Here is a 20610-nt window from a genome sequence, read left to right as displayed (position 1 = left end):
GGCCGCGTGCCGGTGGCTTCCGGGGCGGGCGGGTTCAGCAGATCCGCGGCAGTTGCTCCCCCAGCGGCATGTCGACCACGCGGGTGCCGCCGAGGCCGGTACGGGCCACCACCATGCCGGGGTGGTCCGCGACCGCCTCGCCGATGACGGTGGCGCCGGCGCCCAGCGGGTGGGCCCGCATCGCGGCCAGCACCGCGTCGGCGTGCTCGCGGGGGACGAACGCGACCAGCTTGCCCTCGTTGGCGACGTAGAAGGGGTCGAGGCCCAGCACCGCGCAGGCGTTGGCCACCGCGGGCGGCACCGGTACGGCGCGCTCGGAGAGGACGACGCCGGTGCCGGAGTCGGCGGCGATCTCGTTGAGCGAGGCCGCCAGTCCCCCGCGGGTGGGGTCGCGCAGGACGTGGAGGTCGGGGGTGACGGCGAGCATCGCCGCCACCAGTCCGTGCAGCGGTGCGCAGTCGCTGACGATCTCGACGCCGAACTCCAGGCCCTCACGCACGCTCATGATGGCCACGCCGTGTTCGCCGACGGGCCCGCTGACGATGACGACGTCGCCGGGGACCACCCGGGAGGGGCGCAGGTCCACGCCGGGTGGGATCAGACCGATGCCGGAGGTGTTGATGAAGATCCCGTCGCCGTGCCCGGACTCGACCACCTTGGTGTCGCCGGTGACGACTTCGACGTCCGCGGCCCGGGCGGCGGTGCCCAGCGCCCGCGCGACCCGGGAGACGGTCTCGACGGGCACCCCCTCCTCCAGGATGAACCCGCAGGAGAGGTAGGCGGGGCGGGCGCCGCTCATGGCGAGGTCGTTGACGGTGCCGTTGACGGCGAGGTCGCCGATGCTGCCGCCGGGGAAGAACAGCGGCCGGACGACGAACGAGTCGGTGGAGAAGGCGAGCCGGGCGCCGCCGAGGGTGAGTACGGCGGAGTCGCCGAGGGCGGCGAGGGCCGGGCCGCCGAAGGCGGGGGCGAAGACGTGCTGGACCAATTCGGCGGTGAGGGTGCCCCCGCCGCCATGGCCCATGACCACATGCGGCTGGTCGCGCAGCGGGGCCGGGCAGGTCCAGGCCGTCAGGTCCGGAGCGATGGTCTCAGGCAACGGGGCTCGCCTCCCGGGACACCGGTCGCGTCTCAAGGCGCCGGTAGAGGTAGTAGGCGGCGCAGGCCCCCTCGCTGGAGACCATGGTGGCGCCGAGCGGGCTGCGTGGGGTGCAGCCGGTGCCGAACATCTCGCACTCGTCGGGTTTCAGGAGGCCCTGGAGCACCTCGCCGCTGCGGCACTCGGCCGGTTCCAGGGTGCGCATGCCGTCGACGGAGAATCTGGCCTCGGCGTCGAAGTCGCGGTACGCGGCGGACAGCCGCCATCCGCTGTCGGGGATCATCCCGATGCCCCGCCAGGGACGGTCCGTCACCTCGAACACCTCCGCGAGCACCGTGCGCGCCGCGGGGTTGCCCTCGGCGCGCACGGCCCGCGGGTAGGCGTTCTCGACGGCGTACCGGCCTCGCTCCAACTGCCGTACGCTGCGGCGTACGCCTTCGAGGATGTCGAGCGGTTCGAAACCGGTGACGACGATGGGCACCCGGTGGCGTTCGGCCAGTTCGGGGTACTCGTCGGTGCCCATGACCGTACAGACGTGCCCGGCGGCCAGGAATGCCTGCACCCGGCACTCCGGTGAGCGCATGATGGCGTCGATGGCGGGCGGCACCCGTACATGGGAGACCAGCAGGCTGAAGTTGCGGATGCCCAGCCTGCGGGCCTGGCGCACGGTCATCGCGTTGGGGGGCGCGGTGGTCTCGAAGCCGATGCCGAAGAACACCACCTCCCGCTCCGGGTTCTGCTGGGCGATCCGGAGGGCGTCCATCGGTGAGTAGACGACCCGTACGTCACCGCCCGCGGCGCGTACCTGGAACAGATCGCGTCCCGTTCCGGGCACGCGCAGCATGTCGCCGAAGGAGCAGAAGATCACGCCGGGCCGGGAGGCGATCGCCAGGGCCTTGTCGATCATCTCCAGCGGGGTGACGCACACAGGACAGCCCGGCCCGTGGATCAACTCGATCTGTTCGGGGAGCAGTTGGTCGATGCCGTGCCGGATGATGGAGTGGGTCTGGCCGCCGCAGACCTCCATCAGCGCCCACGGCCGGGTGACGGTGGCGTGGATGTCGTCGAGGAGCCGGCGGGCCAGCTCCGGGTCCTGGAACTCGTCGATGTACTTCACTTGCCTGCCTCCTCGTCGGCGTACGGACCGCCCTGGCCCGCCGCCGCTTCCCAGGGATCGGCGAACTCCTCCTGGAGCACGCCGAGTTCGGTGAAGAGTGCGAGGGTCTTCAGGGCCGACTCCTCGTCCAGCCGCTGGAGGGCGAAGCCCACGTGCACGATCGCGTACTCGCCGACCTGGAGGTCGGGCAGGTACTCCAGGCACACCTCCTTGACCACTCCGCCGAAGTCGACGGTGGCCACGCGGGTGCCGTCGCGTACGTCGATGTCCAGCACTCTGCCGGGTACCGCCAGGCACATGGGCCTCTCCTCGCTGTGGGTCGGACATGGATCGTCAGGGGGCCCTCGTCCCCGGCCCGGCGGTCCGGGCGGCGACCATCAGCTGTCCGAGGGCCAGGCCCCCGTCGCCCGGGGGCACCAGATGGTGGCGCAGCACCGTGAAGCCGTCCGCGGTCAGGGCCGCGGCGCAGGCCGAGGAGAGCAGGGTGTTGAGGAACACGCCGCCGGTGAGGGCGACGGTGTGCACGTCGTGGCGGTGCCGGGCCCGCAGGCAGACACGGTGCACGAGGTCGGTGACGGCCCGGTGGAAGCGGGCGGCGATCAGCGCGGTGGGCACACCGTCGCGGAGGTCGCCCACGATCGCGGCCAGCACGGGGGCCGGGTCGGCGCGCAGCGGGCCTTCGCCGTGGGTCGGCTCGCGTACGGCGAAGGTGTAGTGGGCGGTGTCCGTGGCGGGGGCGGACAGGGCCGTGGCCTCCAGTTCCACGGCGGCCTGGGCCTCGTATCCGGCGTGGTGGCAGACGCCGGTGAGGGAGGACACCGCGTCGAAGAGCCGGCCCATGCTGGAGGTGGGCACGGCGTTGATCCCGCGCTCCACCTGCCGGGCGAGCACCCGGAGTTCGTCGGGCGGGCAGGCCCGGGTGCAGGGGAGGTCCGGGGACCAGTCGAGGCCGGCCGCGTACAGATGGGCCAGGGCCATGCGGTAGGGCCGGCGGACCGCGGCGTCGCCGCCGGGGAGGGGGACGTAGGCCAGATGCGCCAGGCGGGTGTAGCCCGTGTAGTCCGCGAGCAGGAACTCTCCGCCCCACACCGCTCCGTCGTCGCCGTAGCCGGTGCCGTCGAAGGCGACGCCGAGGACGGGCCGGGTGCCGTCGAGTCCGTGTTCGGCCATCGCGGCGGCGACATGGGCGTGATGGTGCTGGACCCGGACCACCGGGCGACCCGCGGCGTGGCCGAGGGCCCAGCGGGCGGAGCGGTACCCGGGGTGCCGGTCGGCGGCCAGCAGGTCGGGCCGTACCGGGGTGATCGCCTCCAGTTGGGCGACGGCGTGTGCGAAGGAGCGGTGGGTGGCGGCGTCGTCCATGTCGCCGATGTGCGCGGACAGCCACGCCCTGCGGCCCGCGCCGAGGCAGAAGGTGTTCTTCAGGTCGCCGCCGACCGCGAGGGCCGGGCGTACCGGCAGGGGCAGGTCCAGGGGCAGCGGGGCGTAGCCGCGGGCGCGGCGTACGATCAGCGGTTCCCCGTCGCAGATCCGCACCACGGAGTCGTCGCAGGGGACCTGGATCGGCCGGTCGTGGGTGAGCCAGGCGTCGGCGAGGTGCGCGAGCCGTTCCAGGGCCTCCCGGTCGTCGGTGACGATCGGTTCGCCGGACACGTTGCCGCTGGTCATGACGAGCAGCCGGGGCCCGTCGGGGTCGTGCGGCAGGCCCAGCAGCAGATGGTGCAGCGGGGTGTAGGGCAGCATGACGCCCAGGTCGGGACTGCCGGGGGCGACCTCCCGCACCGGGCCGGGGCACCCCGGTCCGGGTTCGGCGCGGCGGCGCAGCAGGACGATGGGGCGGGCCGGAGCGGCGAGCAGCGCGCGTTCGGCGGCGCTCAGGGACACCAGGTGGGCGAGGTCGTCCGCGGTGCGGGCCATGAGCGCGAAGGGTTTGTCGCCCCTGGCCTTGCGGCGGCGCAGCAGCGCGACGGCGTCGGGGTCGGTGGCGTCACAGACGAGGTGGTAGCCGCCCAGCCCCTTCACGGCGAGCACCGCGCCCGCCGCCAGCAGGCGCCGCGCCTCGGTCACCGGGTCCGCGCCGGCGGCCTCCCGGGGGGCGGCGTCGGTCCGCTGAGGGCGGATCAGGAGCCGCAGCCGTGGGCCGCACCGCGGGCAGGCGACCGGCTGGGCGTGGAAGCGCCGGTCGGCGGGGTCGGCGTACTCGCGGGCGCAGTGCGGGCAGAGCGGGAAGCCGGCCATCGTGGTGTGGGCGCGGTCGTAGGGCAGACCGGTGACGATCGTGAAGCGGGGGCCGCAGTAGGTGCAGTTGATGAAGGGGTGGCGGTGGCGCCGGTCGGCGGGGTCGGCCAGTTCGCTCAGACAGGCCGCGCAGGTCGCGGTGTCCGGGGGGATCAGGGCCCCGCCGGGGGCGCCGGGCCGGGAGGCGAGGATGGTGAACAGGTCGTCGCCGGTGGCGGGCAGGTCCTGCTGCTCGACCTGGTCGACGCGGGCCAGTGGCGGGGCGTCGGGCGCGAGCCGGCCGCAGAACCGGTCGACGGTGGCGCGGACCCCTTCGACCTCCACGACCACCCCGCCCGGTGTGTTGGCCACGTGTCCCCGCAGGCCGAGCGAGGTGGCGAGGCCGTGGACGTACGGTCGGAAGCCGACGCCCTGGACCACCCCGCTGACGAGGACCCGGCGCCGCAGGATCGTCCCGTCTCCGGCCCCGGGACGGCTCACGACCGGGAGGAGACCGGGGTGTGGGGGTGCCCGGCGGGGTGGGCGTGCTCGGCCTGGCCGCCGTGCTCGGCGGGATCGCCGTGATCGGCGGGCCGGGCGTGCTCGGTGTGATCGGCGGTATCGGTGTGACCGGTGTGACCGGTGTGCTCCCCAGGCCGGGCGTGGCCTGCGTGGTCGGCGTGGTCGTGCGGGCGGGCGGCCATGACCGGGGTGTGCGGCGGGGCGCCCGTCTCGGCGGCGGACAGCGCCCGGTCCAGCAGGGTGCCGAGCCCCACCTGGCGGCGTACCGAGGTGAGCAGCACCTCGACGCCCGGATTGACCTGCTGGACATGGGCGCGGAACGCCGCCTCGTCGAAGTCCACCGCCTCGGCGATGTCGGTCTTGGTGACGACCACGAGATGGGCGAGGCCGAACGCGGTCGGGTACTTCAGCGGTTTGTCCTCGCCCTCCGTCACGGACGCGAGGACCACCCGCAGGGTCTCGCCGAGGTCGTAGGAGGCCGGGCAGACGAGGTTGCCGACGTTCTCCACGAACAGCAGCCTCGTGGGCCGCGGCAGCCAGCCCTCCAGATACCGGCCGAGCATGCCCGCCTCCAGGTGGCAGAGCCCGTCGGTGAGGATCTGCCGGACCGGGACGCCCGAACGGGCCAGCCGTGCCGCGTCGTTGTCGGTGGCGAGGTCGGCGGTGAGCGCGGCCACGGGCACGGACCGCTCGCGCGCCAGGGTCAGCTCATGCTCCAGCAGGGCGGTCTTGCCGCTGCCCGGACTGGAGAGCAGATTGACGACCGTGGTGCCGCGGGCCGTGAGCCGCGCGCGCAGGGCGTGCGCGGACTCGTCGTTCCGGGCGAGCACGGACTGGTGCAGATCCACCGCACGGCACATGGTTCAGCGCTCCTCGACACTCGGTTCACGGGTGGGGGGCGACGCGGTGCCGTCCTCCCAGCGCACCCCGGCGATGCACAGTTCACGCCCGGACAGCAGGTCGGTGCTCGAACCGAGGCACCGCGGGCAGGTCAGCCGGGGCGGCATCCCGGCGGCCCATTCATGGTCGCAGGGCGCACAGCGGGCCCGCCCGGGGACCGGGTCGGTGATCAGTTCGGCGCCGTCCAGCAGGGTGCCGGCACAGGCGAGTTCGAAGGAGAAGGCGAGGGCGTCGGGCACGACACCGGCGAGTTCGCCCACCCGGAGCCGCACCGAGCGCACCGCGGTGACACCACCGGCCCGTTCGGCCGCCTCCTCCACCTGCTCGATCACCGCCAGCGCGATGGACATCTCGTGCATCTGTCTCCGTCCCTGCGCGGGCCGTGCGGGCGCGGACCGCGCGGCGCGGGGCGCGCGCGTGGCTCGGCTCCCATTAGAGGTACGGGGGGCGGGGCCGGTGGACCGGCACGCCGCCGGGTCCGGCCGCGTACGTCGTTTGCCGCAGCGGCGCGCCTCCTCTGCCGCAGCGGAGCCGTTCGGCACCGTCCGGAACCGTCCGGAACCGCCCGGTCCGGAGTCGGCCGGAGCCGTCCGGAGTCGCGACCGGCGGTGTCACATGCTGCGGATGCGCAGATAGCGCCGGAGGTCGGGCAGGGACTGCACCAGGACCGCGGCAGCCGCGGCGACCGCGGTGGCCAGGGCGGCGACGACCAACTTGTTCATGCCTGTCTCCTCATTTCGCGGCTTCGCCCGCCGACGGACAAGGCTCGGGTTCCGGGGCGGCGGCGAGCAGTTCCTCGACGAGCCGTACGGCCCGCGGTACGGCGTCGGACACGGGCCCGCTCAGCTCCATCCGCTCCTCGATGCGGGCGGGTTCGCAGCCCACGACGAGCGTGCGGCGCGGTGGCTGTCCGCCGGTGCCGGCGCACAGGGTCCCGAGCAGGGCGAGCACGGCGTCCGGGGTCATGCGGTGGCCGTCCAGCGGTGCGCCCGCCGCCCCGGTGACCAGGGACTCGTCGTCGTGCTCGATGACGTAGAGGGTGCCCGGCGGGTGGCCGCGGGCGGTGGCGTCGACCAGGATCAGGGTGTCGTAGCCGTCGAGCAGCTGGTAGGCGAGGTGCACGCCGCGTACGCCGATGTCCACGACCTCGACGTGCGGGGGCAGCGGGCGGGCGGCCAGGGCGCGGGCGGTGGCCACGCCGAAGCCGTCGTCGCCGAGGAAGACGTTGCCGATGCCCGCGACGAGCACCCGGCCGGCCGTCGGGGCGGTGCTCATGTCGCCTCCGGGGGCCAGGAAAGTTCGTCGGGCTGGAAGTACAGGTAGCGGCCCTGTTCGCGGCGCAGGTCGGCGCCCGGGTCGCCGTCCGCGACGACGGCCAGGTGCACGACGCCGTCCACGTCGTGCAGCACGGCTTCGACCGTCGCGGTACGGCCGTGGAGGAAGAGGTCCTGGGCGTCCGTGCGGCGCAGTCCGGGGTTGAGCACGAGCCGGCTGCCCGCGCTCGCCGGCCGGCCGTCCACCAGGACGCTGTCGTGGGCGGGGTCGAAGCCGCGGTCGCTCGCGGGGTCCCACCAGGGGGTGTCGGGCTGCGGCACACCGTGCTCGTCGGGGAACCCGGCCGCCGCCACGGTCGTCGCGACAGGCGCGGTCGTCGCGGTGGGCGCGGTCGCCCCCGTGGGCGCGGTCGCCTCGCGCAGGCCGCGGATCGCGCCGTGCAGGCGTTCCATCACCTCGGGGGGCAGGGAGTCCGCCAGGTCGATCACGGCGGCGGCCCGCTGGTCGGTGCCCCGGGCCTCGCGCTTCTCCTCGTCGGTGAGGGCGGCGGTGCGCAGCGCGAGGATCTCGTCGATCTCGGTCGCGTCGTAGAGCGCTCCGGGGCTCTCGGGGGCGATCGCGGGGTGGTCCTCCAGGATGATCGGTGAGGAGAGGACGACGTCCGCGCGGCCGGGCTCACCGGCGAGGACCGGCCAGGTGTGGAGGTTGCGGCAGGCCGCCACCGCGCTCTTCGCCCACTGCGGGGGGTCGGTCATCGACAGGAACGCCCCCCGGTCGACGGCCATGAGCAGATGGGCGGCCACCAGGGAGCGCGGCAGGGCCGTGTCCCGGTCGTGGGCGCGGCCGGAGGGCGGGATCCAGTCGCTGGTGTTCTCGACGACGGCGGTCAGCCGTACGACCCGGTAGGGCCCGTCGAGTTCGGGGGCCCTGAGCCGCAGCCGGCCGGCGAGTGGTTCGTGGCGGTGGAGGGTACGGCCGACCGTCCGGCCCTCCTCGTCCAGGACGGTCTCCCGCTCGGTGCCCGCGGGCCGTTCGAAGGGGATGGTGACTTCTCCGGCGAGGAGTTCGGCGACCGGGACGACGGCCTCGACGCGTTCCTCCACCCCCTCGTCCCAGGGGACCAGCACCCGGTCCGCCAGGCGCAGTTCGGGAACCGGTTCGAACCCGCCGTCCTCGCGGGCCCGCTCGACGGTGCGGCGGCGGGCGCGCAGGAAGCGCAGTTCCACGGCGAGGGTGGCGCCCGTCTTCGGTTCCAGCAGGCATTCGGTGTGCTGGAAGGAGTGTTCCTGGCTGTCGGCGCCCCAGCCGGGCGGCACCAGCACGCCGAACTGCCAGCGCAGCCGGTTCTTCGCGGCCGAGGCGCGGTAGGGGTAGAGCACATAGCCCTCGAAGAGGACGGCGTCGGCGACTTTCCGGGCGAGGGAGAGCCGGGCCTCGGTGTGCGGGGCGAAGGTGGTCACGCTCACGGAGCGGTCCTTCCGGTCGTGCCGGTGAGGGCGGCTCCGGGGGCGGGGCCGTCCTGGGCCCGGGTGAGCAGATCGCGGACGGTCGCCTCCCAGGAGGGCAGTGCCCGCCGTGAGCGGTGGGCGAGCAGGGCGTCCATCGTGTCGCGGGGCAGCCGGATCCAGCCGCAGCCGGGGAAGTGCTGCTCGATCATCTCGCGCCAGGTCGCGACGGGCATCCGGAAGGCGGCCTCGCGGTCCCAGGGCACGGGTACGACGCGGAAGCCGCCCGTTCCGGTGAACGCGGTGCCGGAGAAGAGCATCAGCAGCGGTACGTCCCCGTCGCCGAGGGCGGACAGGTAGCGGGTGGCGGCGATGTCCATGTCGTAGGTGCAGGGCACGGTGAGGTCCGTCTCGGTCTCCCGGGTGAAGCCGGGCACCATCACCGGGATCTCCGCGAACTGGAAGGGCTGGAGGGTGCGTCCCCAGCCGGAGGGTTCGCCGAACAGGTCCACGAGGGCGTCGGTCTCGGGCCGGTCGTAGCCGCGCCGGGCGGGTTCGACGCGGATCTGGCAGCGCAGCGCGAGGGCGTGCACGGGTTCGTCGTCGGAGGTGGTGACGCGCAGCCGGAACACCAGGGTGGGCCCGGCCGCGTAGCGGTCGGCGCGCACTCCGGTGCAGTGGAAGGTGAGTGCGCTCACGGCCGGTCCTCCGGGTTCAGGGGCCGGGCGCGGTCCTCGGTCCGGGCGAAGAAGGTGTCCAGGGCGGCCCGGGCCTCGGCTCCGCCGTCGAAGCCCTGCCACAGCATCCGCATGCGGCCAACGAGTTCGTAGCAGGCGTCGATGGGCACCAGGTAGCAGCGGCAGCCGTCACCGGTGCGGCGCAGCAGCAGCGCCTCCACGTCGTCGCGGAGCACGCGGGCGAGGGCGCTGCGGCCGAGGACCGCGTTCCAGGTCTCCGGGTCGAGTTCGCTCTCGGTGGCTCCGGCCGGGCTGGGGTAGAGGGCGACGAGCCGGTCGAGGGGCGCGTTGCGGAAGAAGAACGCGACACCGACCGGGATCCGCAGCCGGTCCCAGGTGCTGTCGTCCAGGTGGTGGGCCGGGTCGGTGAGCCAGCGGTCGGGCACCGGACGGAACCGGCCGCCGCCGGCGCCGGGTTGTTCCATCAGCAGGAAGCAGGACGGGCAGGCGCACATCAGGGACCGCTGTTCGGTGTCGACCAGGTGGCGGTGGCCGCTGTCCGCCACCGGTGTCGCGCACAGTCCGCACCGCTGCGGCTGTGGGGGTCGATCGGTCAGGAAGCGTCGCAGTCCGTGGTCGGGGCGGGTCGGTGGGGCGGGGGCGGGGTCCTTGCCCGGGAGGGTGTCCGTGGCGGGGGACGCGTTCATGCGCCGGCTCCGGGGCGGATGCCGATCTGGAGCAGGGCGGGCTCGCGCGGGGCGGGTTCGGTGTCCAGTTCCACGGTGGTGACCTCGGGGGCGAAGTGGGCGAGCGCCTCTTCGGCCCGGCTCCGTACGTCGGAGGTGCCGACGGCGCAGCCGCAGCCCCCGGCGGCCACCGCGCGCAGCCGCAGCGTCCCGGTCGCCGCGTCGAGCCCCACGATCTCGACGCCGTCGCCGATCTGTTCCAGGGCGCGGTGGACCCGCGCGGTCACGTCCTCGGGGTGCAGGTCGTGCAGGAGCAGCAGACTCGCCACCAGTTCGTCACTGAGCAGGTCCAGGGGGTTCCGGTTCCCGGGGGGCGACAGCAGGTCGCGGATCCGGGCGAGTCCGGCGCCGTAGAACTCCATGAGGGAGCGGACCAGTTCCTCGCCCGCGGCGACGGCGTCCGCGTCGCCGGTGGCGGACAGCCGGTCGAGTGCCTCCTCGACGCGCCGGCCGGCCCGTTCCGCGTGGGCGGGGGCGCCGCTCATCCGCCCAGTCCGCTCAGGCCGGTGGGTACGTGCATCTTCTGTACGGTCCGGCCGCCGCCGACGTACATGTGGACTCCGCACGGCAGACAGGGGTCAAAGCTGCGCACGGCGCGCATGATGTCGATGCCCTTGAAGGTGTCCGGCGGGTTCTCCTCGAAGATGGGGGTGTTCTGCACGGCGTCCTCGTAGGGGCCGGGGGTGCCGTAGGGGTCGCGGACGCTGGCGTTCCACGGGGTGGGCGGATAGGGGTGGTAGTTGGCGATCTTGCCGTCCCGGATCACCATGTGGTGGGAGAGGACACCGCGGACCGCCTCGGTGAATCCGACGCCGATGCTCTCGTCGGGGACCTCGAACTTCTCCCAGGTCTGGGTGCGTCCGGCGCGGACCTCTTCGAGGCCCTTCTCCGCGAAGTGCAGGGCGAGGGCGGCGGTGTACGCCTGGAAGTAGCTGCGCGCGCGGTTGCGTTCCAGGGCGTTGCTCCACCGGGGGATCTTCCACTCGAAGGTGGTCTCGGGCCGGGTCATGGTGCGCGGCAGGTTGATGACGACGCTGTGCCCGGTGGCCTTGACGCCGCCGGTGTCGACCAGGCCGGCCAGGGCGGTGGCCCACAGCCGGGCGATGGGGCCGCCGCCGGTGTCCAGCGCCAGGTGGTCCTTGCCGTCGAACCAGCGCGGCGACATCACCCAGCTGTACTTGTCGCCGAAGTCGCGCTTCTGCGGGGCCGGGATGGTGTGCTGGTTCCACGGGTGGCGCGGGTCGACCGGGTTGCCGAGCGGGTCGTGGGTGACGAACTGTTCCTGGCCCTGCCAGTCCTCGTAGTAGGAGCTGCCCAGCAGGATGCGGATGCCGAGGTTGATCTCGGTGAGGTCGGTGGTGACGAGTTTGCCGTCCACGACGACGCCGGGGGTGACGAACATGCGCCGGCCCCAGTCGGTCATGTTGGCGTACGTGAAGTCACAGTGCTCGGGGTCGTTGAGCGCGCCCCAGCAGCCGAGCAGGACACGCCGGCGGCCGACCTCCTCGTACCCGGGCAGGGCCTCGTAGAAGAAGTCGAACAGGTCGTCGTGGAGCGGCACGACCCGCTTCATGAACTCGACGTAGCGCATCAGTCGGCTGAGGTAGTCGGTGAAGAGCTGCACGGAGGCGTTGGTGCCGACGCCGCCGGGGTAGAGCGTGGAGGGGTGCACATGGCGGCCCTCCATGAGACAGAACATCTCGCGGGTGTAGCGGCTGACCTGGAGGGCCTCGCGGTAGAACTCGCCCTCCATGGGGTTGAGGGAGCGCATGATGTCCGCGATGGTGCGATAGCCGTGCTCGCCGGCGTGCGGGGCCTCGGTGCGCTCGGCGAGGTCCAGGACGCCCGGGTTGGTCTCCTTGACCATCTTCTCGCAGTAGTCGACCCCGACCAGGTTCTCCTGGAAGATGTTGTGGTCGAACATGTACTCCGCGGCCTCGCCGAGGTTGATGACCCATTCACCGAGGTGCGGGGGCTTGACGCCGTACGCCATGTTCTGCGCGTACACCGAGCAGGTGGCGTGGTTGTCGCCGCAGATGCCGCAGATGCGGCTGGTGATGAAGTGCGCGTCGCGCGGGTCCTTGCCCCGCATGAAGACGCTGTAGCCGCGGAAGACCGACGACGTGCTGTAGCACTCGGCGACCCGCTTCTGCTTGAAGTCGATCTTCGTGTGGATGCCCAGGCTGCCCACGATCCGGGTGATCGGATCCCAGGACATCTCGGTCAGGCCGCTTCCGTCTCCGGCCGTCTTGGTCGTCGGTGCCATCGTCTCAGTCGTGCCCTTCTGCGTGCGGGGGATGCGGGGGGTGCGTGCGGGCCGGGGACGGGAGCGACACGGGCGTGATCACCATGGCGGCCGGTAACCGGTGGTCAGCTCACTGCCGGTGTGGCGCCACTTGGGCTCCTTGTCGAGGGTCTGCTGGGTGATGCTCCGCAGCCGGCGGATCACCGCGCCGTAGGCGCCGCTGGCCTTGGTGGAGAGGGTGGCGCCGGGCGGCTCGTCCATGAACGGCATGAACTTGTCGGGGAAGCCCGGCATGGTGCAGGCGATGCAGATGCCGCCGACGTTGGGGCAGCCGCCGATGCCGTTCATCCAGCCCCGCTTGGGCACGTTGCACTTCACGACGGGGCCCCAACAGCCGAGTTTCACCAGGCACTTGGGCGAGTCGTAGGTGTCGGCGAAGTCGCCCTGCTCGTAGTAGCCGGCCCGGTCGCAGCCTTCGTGCACGGTGGCGCCGAACAGCCAGGTGGGGCGGAGCTTGTCGTCCAGCGGGATCATCGGGGCCGAGCCCGCCGCCTGGTAGAGGAGGTAGGTGAGGGTCTCGGCGAAGTTGTCGGGCTGGATCGGGCAGCCCGGGACACACACGATGGGGATGCCCGCCTTCGACTTCCAGTCCCAGCCCAGGTAGTCCGGCACCCCCATCGCCCCGGTCGGGTTGCCCGCCATGGCGTGGATGCCGCCGTACGTGGCGCAGGTGCCGATGGCGACGACGGCGAGGGCCTTGGGTGCCAGCCGGTCGATCCACTCACTGGTCGTGATCGGCTGGCCGGTCTCCGGGTTGTCGCCGAAGCCGCACCAGTACCCTTCGGGCTTGATCGCCTCGTTGGGCACGGACCCCTCGACGACCAGCACGAACGGGTCGATCTCGCCCCGCTCCCCCTTGAAGAACCACTCGATGAACGTGTCCGCGCCACCGACCGGGCCGCACTCGAAGTCGATGAGCGGCCAGTGGACCTGGATCTTCGGCAGCCCCGGCAGCACCCCCAGTGCGATCTGCTCGATGCTCGGCTGCATGGCAGCCGTCAGCGCCACCGAGTCACCGTCGCAGCTCAGCCCGGCGTTGATCCAGAGGACATGGATCGGGGGCGCCTCATCGGCGGGCACGTCACTGGCGGGTCTGTCCTCGACATTGCTGTGCTTGGCCGGAGTCATGAGACCGCCTCCTCAGGGAGGTAGGGGACAAAGGCGGATGTTCTGACGTCCGTTTTTCTTGGTACCAGAGGTTCGGAGGGGATGGGGGGTCGACAAGGGCCGTTGCGGTGACGGGGGTGTCGTGCGGAGGCGGTGGGCTGCCGCCGACCGGGCCACCCGTCACCACCCACCCCTGGGCGGGACGGGTCGGCCGAGGGGTGGCCTGAAGACGGCCTTGGCGACACCGGGTGCGATGAGAGAATGCCCCTTGTCAGGGACATGCCTCTACTGCGCGGTAGGTCCCACCCGGTTCCCGGCTCCTCGTGGGAGGAAGACGTGAGCACCAAGCGCACCCACCCCCTCAGACGCACCGCTCAACGCTTCCGGCGGCCCGTGACCGCCCTGACGGCCCTGGCCGTGCTCGCCCTGCCCGCCGCACTGGGGCTGGTCGGCCCGCAGACGGCGCAGGCCCAGCCGCGGACGTTCAGCGCCACCGATCTCGCAGCCGCGGGCGACGCCGTCCTCGCCGCCGACATCGCCGGAACGGCCTGGGGTGTCGACCAGGAGACCGGCACCGTCCTGGTCACGGTGGACGAGCGCGTGTCGGCCGCCGAGCTGGCGGAGCTGCGCAGGAGCGCGGGCGCCCGGGCCGACGCCCTCACCTTCGAGCGCACCGCCGGCACCTTCCGGCCGCACCTCCAGGGCGGCGAGCCGATCTGGAGCAGTGCTCGCCGCTGCACCGCCGGCTTCAACGTACGGGCCGGCAACGCCGACTACTTCGTGACCGCGGGCCACTGCACCGCGGGCTTCCCCACCTGGTACACGAACTCGTCTCGCACCACGACCGTCGGCCCGACGGCGGGGAGCCGTTACCCGGGCTACGACTACGGCATCGTCCGGTACGCCAACCCCGCGGTGCCCCGGCCCGGAACGGTCAACTGCAACGGCACGATCATCGACATCACCGGCCCTGCGACCCCCGCTGTCGGCCAGTCCGTCCGGCTGGCAGGCGGCGCCACCGGCTGCCGCGCCGGCGGTGTCACCGGCCTCAACGTCACCGTCAACTACGGCGGGAGCGATATCGTCTACGGGCTCATCCGCACCACTCTCTGCAGCGAGCCGGGCGACAGCGGCTCCCCGGTGTTCATCCCCACCGGGGACGGCACGACGGGGCTGGCCGTCGGGGTGCTCTCGGGCGGCTCCGGCAACTGCACCTCGGGCGGCACGTCCTTCGTCCAGCCGATCAACGAGATCCTCGCCGCCTACGGCGCCGTCCTCACCTGATCCGGCCTCGCCCGGGCGCGCGCCGGGCGAGGCTCCAGCGCCGCGAACCGCCGGCCCGCCCCCTCCGTGGGAGGTGACGGGCCGCGGGCCGTGACGGGCCGGAGGTCGTGGGTCGCTCAGTTCCGGCGGGCCGTGTACGCCTCGAAGTAGTACTCGGCCTCCGCCACGATGACGAGCCGGTCGAGCGGACCGGGGCCGGCGGGATCCGAGCCGGGTGGGCCGGACAGGAACATCCACGGCTCCTCGACGGCGGATCTCAGTCGGGCGGTCCAGCCGGTCGCGGGGACCTGGCACTCCAGCCACGGCCGGAGTCCGACATGGCTCGCCACATACAGCCGGTCACCCATCCCCTGGGCGGTCAGCAGGCGTTCGATCCAGGCGTCGAGTTCCCCCGGTGGGGCGGTGTCGGGCAGCAGTTCGTCCGGCTCGGTGTGGATGCTGCGGGAACGGTCGATCGCCCTGGTGGCCCACTCCGGGACGGCGTCGGCCGCCAGCGCGTCACCGGTGAGCAGCGCTCCCAGCCCGGCTTCGACGGCCTCCAGGGCGGCCCGCTCCCGGCGCTCTCGGAGCTTGTGCTGCAACCTACTTTCCACCGCATCGCTCCTGTCCGTAGTAGATGTGATGCTTCGGCATGATCTGCTTGTACGTCCGGCCCTGCATGTTGACGTCCTGGGGCAGGCCGTCCTGCGGCTTGCCCGCGTGGAAGTGCGGATAGGGCGCCTTGGGGTCGGCGGTGTGCTCGGCGATCACCCGGGTGCCCTGCGGGGTGTCGTACTGGTAGTAGCGGCCCCACCCGGGGCGGGGGTCACGCTCCGGGGGTGCCGCCGGGTCGAAGGGCCGGTACTCGTAGTTGGCCCGGTGCGCCTGGAGCGGATCACCGCCGACCTCCCACTGCCGGATCGGCTGGGAGGAACTGGGCACGCCCGCCATGTCCCTGGCGTGGTTGAACGCCTCGGACCGGGTCGGGTAGACCGGGTTGTAGTCGGAGGCCAGACCGAGCGGGTCGGCCCACAGATGCGGGTTGTGCACATACGTCACCGGATTGGGCGCCGGGCCCAGACCGAGCGGGTCGGGGCTGACGTACCGGGCGGTGTCCGGGTCGTAGTGCCGGAAGTGGTTGTGGTGGAGGGCCGTCTCCTGGTCGGCGTACTGGCCGGGGAAGCGGAGCGGGGTGTAGGCGTCGGCGTCCCGGTTCCAGGTGGTCGCGCCCCACACCGTGGAACGGGTGCGCCAGGCGATCCGGCCGTCCTCGTCCACGAGTTCCGTGGGCGTGCCCACCAGATCGGTGACGATGGCGAAGAACCGGGCGTCGGTCTCCGCGTCGTCCAGGTGCTTGCGTTCGGTCTGGCTGATCGGCCGCAGCCCTCGGTGCTCCCAGGTCAGGGTGAGCGCGGGGACGGGGGCCTCGGTGTCGAACCGCCGGGTGGTCTGCTCGGCGAGGGTGCTGCCGTCCCACACGAAGTCGGTCCGCTCCCGCACCGTCCGCCCGTCGTCGGCGAGCCGCTCCTTGGCGATCCGGCGGCCGAACGGGTCGTACCGGTAGCGCCAGACCACCCCGTCCGGGGTCGTCACCCGGACCAGCCTGCTGTCCGCGTCCCAGGTGTAGCGCCACTCGTCGGGCCGGCGCGAGAGCCGGGTCCTACGGCGTACGACGGTCCGCCCCCGGGCGTCGTGCTCGTAGCTCACCTTGCCCGCCGAGCGGATCCGGGTGCCGGTGTAGACGCGCTCGCCGACCGCGTCGTGACCGGGCATGTCAGAGGGCCAGGCGGCCCGGGTCTGGTTGCCGCTGATGTCGTAGGCGTAGGACTCCCGCCAGTGCGCCGCCTCGACGGCGGTGATCCGCCCGGCCGGGTCCAGGGTGAACCGGCGACGGCCCGCGCGGTGGTCGTCGACCGCTGTGAGCAGTCCGTCGGGCCGGTAGGTGAAGTCGCGCCGGACCAGGGTGCGCTCGGCCGGGCCGGTCAGCTCCTGCCGGGTCAGCCGGCCCAGCGGGTCGTACGCGCCGCTCAGCCGCAGCCCGTCGCCGATCCGGCGGACCACTTCCCGGCCGGCCGGGTCATGGGCGAACGCCAGGGTACGGCCCGCCGTGCGCAGTTCGGCGACCTGGCCCGCCGCGTCGTACGACCAGGAGGAGACGGCGCCGGTAGGGGTGGTACGGGTGCTGCGGCGGCCGAGGGCGTCGTAGGTGTGGCGGGTGGTCCGTCCGTCGACGGTCTCGGCGACGAGCCGGCCGGCCCGGTCCCACTCGAAGGTCAGCTCGGCGTCCGGACCGGTGGCGCGGACCAGTTCGCCGGTGGGACCGAAGGCGAAGGAGGTGACCGAGTCCACCGTGCCGCCGTCGACATCGGTGGCGTCAGCGGCATCGGTGGTGCCAATGGTGCCGGTGGTGCCGGTCTTCGTGGATCCTGCCGGTGTTCCTCGGCGGCCGGTCTCCTTGCGGACGGTGCGGCCGAGGCCGTCCCGGAGGAAGCGGATGACCTCGCCGTCGGCGGTGGTCCGGCTGGTCAGCCGTCCCGCCGCGTCATGGCCGTAGGCCACCCGTCGGCCGTCGAAGTCCGTCTCCGCGACCAGTCGCCCCGTCGCGTCGTACGCGTACCGCCAGGTGAGACCGGTCGGCGCGGTGACCGCGGTGAGGCGGCGCTCCGTGTCGTGCGCGAACTCGTAGCGGGCGCCGTCCGGGCCGGTGCGCGCGATCGGCAGGTCGAAGGGGCCGAACTCGAAGCGCGTCTCGCCACCGGCCTGGTCGGTGTGGCTCGTGCAGTTGCCCTCGCCGTCCCAGGTCCAGGTCTCCATGGCACCGTCGGCGGTCGTCAGCCGCAGCGGCTTGCCCTGCGGGGACCACTCCAGCGTGGTGGTCGCGCCGAGCGGATCGGTCAGGGCACGGATCCGGCCGAACGCGTCCCGCTCGGAACGCCAGGTCGCGCCCAGCGGGTCGGTGAAGGCGACCGGCAGCCCGGCGGGGTCGTTGCGCACGACGGTGGTGTGGCTGAGGGCGTCCGTGACGGAGGCGACGGCTCCGGTCGGGTCATGGGTGTAGTGGGTGACGGTGCCGTCGGCCCCGGTCGCCCGGGTGAGGTTGCCGCGCGGGTCGTAGGCGTTGTGCAGGGTGCTGCCGTCGGCCAGGGTGATCTCGGTGGGCAGCCGCAGCGCGTTGTGGGTGTACCGGACGACGGTGCCGTCCTCGCGCTCGAACGCCACCAGGTCGCCGGTGTCGTCGTAGGTGGACCTGCGGGTGTGCCCGAGCGGATCGGTGCGGGTCAGCAGCCGGTCGTGGTGGTCCCAGCTCTGGGTGGTGGTGTGCCCGAGCGGATCGGTGATCGCGACGATCCGGCCGTGCGCGTCGGCCCGGTAGGTGGTGGCGTCGCCGAAGGAGTCGGTGTACGTGGCGGTGGTGGTGCCGTCCGGGTACGGACCGGCGTAGCGGATCCGGGAGTCGAGGATCCCGCCCGTGCCGTGGGTGGCGACGACCCGGTCGGCGGCGTCGTAGACATAGCGGAACCCGGTGCCCTGGCTGTCCTGCCAGCCGCTGATCCGGTGGGCGGCGTCGTAGTCGAGGCGGAAGGGGGTGCCCGTGGCGTCGCGCACCTCGGTCAGGTCGCCGGGACCGTCGTAGTGGTAGCCGCGGATCTGGACGGGGCCGTCGTCGGTGAGGAGGTGGAGGGCGGTGACCCGGGGGTGTGCCGGCTCCGTGGCCGCGGTGGTCTGCGCTGCCTCCGCTGTGTTCGTCATCGTGATCCGTACGCGGTAGCCGCCCGAGTGGGTGACCTCCAGGAGGCGGTCGTCGGGGGTGCGTTCGACGGTGAGGTGGTTGTGGTTGCGGTCCTCGACGCGGGTCAGCCACCAGACGCCGTCGGCGGTCCCGGCCGGTTCGAAGTATCGGGTCAGACCGATGCGCGGGTCCTGGACGACGAGGACGTACGACGTGCCCTCGGTCGCGTAGGTCAGCGGCAGCCGTTCACCCGCGACCGGGGCGACCCGGTCGCCGACGATGTCGGGGGTACGGGGGTAGTAGAGGCTGGAGCCGTCCTCGCGGCGCCACCACATGCCCTTGCCGCCGGGGTCCCGCTCCAGGCGTTCGTCCAGGGTGGACGCCCAGGACGGGCCGAACGCGAGTCCGTGCGGGTAGCCGGTCAGATGGGTGCGGCGCAGCGCGAAGGGCAGGACGCCGGGGAGGTCCAGGTCGGTCTGGGCCAGGATCATCTGGCCGGTGGCCATGTCGATGGGGTCGCCGCAGGTCTCCTTGGCGCCCAGCGGGCGGGCGTCGCGGGAACGCTGGTGCTGGTCGGGGTCCGGCCGTCGCCCGTCGGTGCCGCCTGGTCGGCCGGAGCCCGGTCCGGGCCGTCCGTCGCCCCCGTCCCCGCCGTTGAGGCGGGTGCCGACGTCGACGTTCCTGGCCCGGTCGCGGACGTCGATGTCATTGCCCCGGTGCAGCCGGGAGGTGGCCCGCGTCCGGTCGGGCACGGTGTCGGTGATGTGGGTGACGACCCGGCCCAGCACCTTCTCGGTGCCTTTGAGCCCGCCGTGCAGCACACTGTCGAAGGCTTGGGTGAAGGGGTCGCGCCCTTTGCTGCGTCCGAACGCGGTCCGCACCCGGCCCAGTGGGTCCCCCGCGGCCCGGCTCAGTTCACCGCCCCGCCGGGAGACCCGGCCCGCGCCGTCCTCGAACTCGGTGTGGTCGATCCGGGTGTTCTTCGGCTGACCGCCCCCGTTGCCGGGTCCGCCCCCGCCGTCACCGGCCGAGGCGAGTTTCATGCCTCCGCCGCCGCCTCCGCCGCCCCCACCGCCGCCGTCCCCGCCGTTCCCGGGTGGCGGGGAGAAGGCGCCCTCGGTCAGATCCAGGACCATGTCCTCGACCAGCGACTCCAGTTTGGCGTTGACCGGCTCGGTGAGCTTGGCGATCACCTCGTCGACGATCCGGTCCACGGCCTCGTCGATGATCCGCTTCATCACCTGCCGCATCGCCTGGATCTGGGCCGCGCCGAGCAGCGCCGACAGGCCACCGGTCGCCCAGGCGAGCCCGATCGACAGGCCCACCGACCCCGCCATGATGGCCAGTTCGGTCTCCGCCTTGGTCTTCATCCAGTAGATGACCTCGGCGAGGGAGTCGCACGCGTCCGCGAACAGCCGGGCCAGTTCCGGGATCTGCTTCAGGTGACTGGTCTTCACCTGGTCCCAGTGCTTCTCGAACGCGTCGACCGCCCAGCCCTCCGAGGAGGACAGAATCCGCGAGATCTCCTGATGCGCGTCCCCGCCGCGCTCCTCGAATTTGTCGGCGAACTCCCGCATGGCGTCAGCCATCTCGCGGTAGTCGTCCTCGTCGACGTTCGGGAAATTGACCCCGATGAAATCGAGGATCTCGTCCAGCCAGCCCGGGATCGTGTACCCCATGCCTGTTTCCTCCCCGTTGCAGCGCCCCGACCCAAGAAGGCTCTTCTTTACCACGGGCGATTCCACCGGACCGGTTCCCGCCGACACTTGGTCGAACACACATCCGACATCCGTTCGAGCGTCCCCCGCTACGGGACCGGCCCACTGCCCGGACCATGAGGGATGACCCGCCCGCCGACGTTCCCGCCCGGGGCCGCCTCGCCGGGGGGAAGGACCACCAAGGGTGCCGTCGACCGCACCGCGCAGAACCGCGCCCCCACAGCCGTCCCACTCGCACGACGCCACTCATGGTGACGACATCGTCACCACGGTTGACCGCGAGCCCCCGCGCCGCCACGACTCTGGCCCCAGGAACGATCAAGGGCCGGTTTCGGATTCCTCCGAAACCGGCCCTGACCTGCGACTGTCACCAGTCGGGACGACAGGATTTGAACCTGCGACCCCTTGACCCCCAGTCAAGTGCGCTACCAAGCTGCGCCACGTCCCGTTGCCCGTCTGACCTGGGATTTTCCCTGGCTGAACGCGCAG

The 20610-nt window shown here is 72.6% G+C and carries 17 protein-coding genes and 1 tRNA gene; 1 reads left to right on the top strand and 17 read right to left on the bottom strand.

Annotated elements, in window-relative coordinates; translation table 11 throughout:
* Positions 1-34: 34 nt before the first annotated feature.
* The 14 genes from hypE to ACIQNG_RS07905 all read right to left on the bottom strand — a co-directional run bounded on the left by hypE (position 35) and on the right by ACIQNG_RS07905 (position 13431).
* The gene (hypE, locus tag ACIQNG_RS07970) at positions 35-1024 is read right to left on the bottom strand and encodes a hydrogenase expression/formation protein HypE (RefSeq protein WP_401425137.1); all 990 of its coding nucleotides are present in this window, start codon (positions 1022-1024) and stop codon (positions 35-37) included.
* Between the two features lie 67 nt (positions 1025-1091).
* On the bottom strand, positions 1092-2216 hold the full coding sequence (gene hypD / locus ACIQNG_RS07965; protein WP_401483167.1) for a hydrogenase formation protein HypD: 1125 nt from the start codon (positions 2214-2216) through the stop codon (positions 1092-1094).
* The gene (locus tag ACIQNG_RS07960; RefSeq protein ID WP_401483165.1) at positions 2213-2515 is read right to left on the bottom strand and encodes a HypC/HybG/HupF family hydrogenase formation chaperone; all 303 of its coding nucleotides are present in this window, start codon (positions 2513-2515) and stop codon (positions 2213-2215) included. The genes hypD and ACIQNG_RS07960 overlap by 4 nt, the downstream gene beginning before the upstream one ends.
* Before the next feature lie 34 nt (positions 2516-2549).
* Positions 2550-4934 carry a carbamoyltransferase HypF gene (hypF, locus tag ACIQNG_RS07955; protein WP_401483163.1) on the bottom strand — a complete coding sequence of 795 codons (2385 nt, stop codon included), beginning with the start codon at positions 4932-4934 and terminating at the stop codon, positions 2550-2552.
* Positions 4931-5815, bottom strand: a complete 885-nt coding sequence (hypB, locus tag ACIQNG_RS07950; RefSeq protein WP_401483161.1) for a hydrogenase nickel incorporation protein HypB — start codon at positions 5813-5815, stop codon at positions 4931-4933. The genes hypF and hypB overlap by 4 nt, the downstream gene beginning before the upstream one ends.
* A 3-nt stretch (positions 5816-5818) precedes the next feature.
* Positions 5819-6214: a hydrogenase maturation nickel metallochaperone HypA gene (locus ACIQNG_RS07945; protein WP_401424447.1), complete on the bottom strand. Its 396-nt coding sequence runs from the start codon at positions 6212-6214 to the stop codon at positions 5819-5821.
* A gap of 252 nt (positions 6215-6466) precedes the next feature.
* Positions 6467-6577 (bottom strand): DUF6893 family small protein, encoded by a 111-nt coding sequence (locus tag ACIQNG_RS07940; protein ID WP_401424448.1) that lies wholly within the window; start codon positions 6575-6577, stop codon positions 6467-6469.
* 10 nt (positions 6578-6587) lie between these two features.
* Positions 6588-7130, bottom strand: a complete 543-nt coding sequence (locus tag ACIQNG_RS07935; RefSeq protein ID WP_401483158.1) for a hydrogenase maturation protease — start codon at positions 7128-7130, stop codon at positions 6588-6590.
* Positions 7127-8596, bottom strand: coding sequence for a hypothetical protein (locus ACIQNG_RS07930; RefSeq protein WP_401483155.1), 1470 nt, complete (start codon positions 8594-8596; stop codon positions 7127-7129). Before ACIQNG_RS07930 ends, ACIQNG_RS07935 begins: the two co-directional genes overlap by 4 nt.
* Positions 8593-9273, bottom strand: coding sequence for a DUF6084 family protein (locus tag ACIQNG_RS07925; RefSeq protein ID WP_401424451.1), 681 nt, complete (start codon positions 9271-9273; stop codon positions 8593-8595). The genes ACIQNG_RS07930 and ACIQNG_RS07925 overlap by 4 nt, the downstream gene beginning before the upstream one ends.
* The gene (locus tag ACIQNG_RS07920) at positions 9270-9959 is read right to left on the bottom strand and encodes a DUF5947 family protein (protein WP_401483154.1); all 690 of its coding nucleotides are present in this window, start codon (positions 9957-9959) and stop codon (positions 9270-9272) included. The genes ACIQNG_RS07925 and ACIQNG_RS07920 overlap by 4 nt, the downstream gene beginning before the upstream one ends.
* A complete protein-coding gene (locus ACIQNG_RS07915; RefSeq protein ID WP_401483152.1) occupies positions 9956-10483 on the bottom strand; it encodes a hypothetical protein in 528 nt (175 codons plus the stop codon). The genes ACIQNG_RS07920 and ACIQNG_RS07915 overlap by 4 nt, the downstream gene beginning before the upstream one ends.
* A complete protein-coding gene (locus tag ACIQNG_RS07910) occupies positions 10480-12264 on the bottom strand; it encodes a nickel-dependent hydrogenase large subunit (protein ID WP_401483150.1) in 1785 nt (594 codons plus the stop codon). Before ACIQNG_RS07910 ends, ACIQNG_RS07915 begins: the two co-directional genes overlap by 4 nt.
* A 78-nt stretch (positions 12265-12342) precedes the next feature.
* The gene (locus ACIQNG_RS07905; RefSeq protein ID WP_401483149.1) at positions 12343-13431 is read right to left on the bottom strand and encodes a hydrogenase expression protein HypE; all 1089 of its coding nucleotides are present in this window, start codon (positions 13429-13431) and stop codon (positions 12343-12345) included.
* Between the two features lie 315 nt (positions 13432-13746).
* Between ACIQNG_RS07905 and ACIQNG_RS07900 the strand changes: the two genes are divergently transcribed.
* Positions 13747-14694 (top strand): S1 family peptidase, encoded by a 948-nt coding sequence (locus ACIQNG_RS07900; protein WP_401483147.1) that lies wholly within the window; start codon positions 13747-13749, stop codon positions 14692-14694.
* A gap of 116 nt (positions 14695-14810) precedes the next feature.
* Here ACIQNG_RS07900 and ACIQNG_RS07895 read toward each other — a convergent pair whose 3' ends face one another.
* The 3 genes from ACIQNG_RS07895 to ACIQNG_RS07885 all read right to left on the bottom strand — a co-directional run bounded on the left by ACIQNG_RS07895 (position 14811) and on the right by ACIQNG_RS07885 (position 20569).
* On the bottom strand, positions 14811-15287 hold the full coding sequence (locus ACIQNG_RS07895) for a hypothetical protein (protein WP_401424457.1): 477 nt from the start codon (positions 15285-15287) through the stop codon (positions 14811-14813).
* A complete protein-coding gene (locus ACIQNG_RS07890) occupies positions 15277-20082 on the bottom strand; it encodes a DUF6531 domain-containing protein (protein ID WP_401483144.1) in 4806 nt (1601 codons plus the stop codon). The genes ACIQNG_RS07895 and ACIQNG_RS07890 overlap by 11 nt, the downstream gene beginning before the upstream one ends.
* 413 nt (positions 20083-20495) lie before the next feature.
* A tRNA-Pro gene (locus tag ACIQNG_RS07885) sits at positions 20496-20569 on the bottom strand.
* Between the last annotated feature and the right edge of the window lie 41 nt (positions 20570-20610).

Origin of the sequence: Streptomyces sp. NPDC091377 (assembly GCF_044757045.1) — a bacterium.
Classification (GTDB): domain Bacteria; phylum Actinomycetota; class Actinomycetes; order Streptomycetales; family Streptomycetaceae; genus Streptomyces.
The sequence above is the reverse complement of the archived record's forward strand: the minus strand, read 5'-3'. Positions and strand labels throughout refer to the sequence as shown.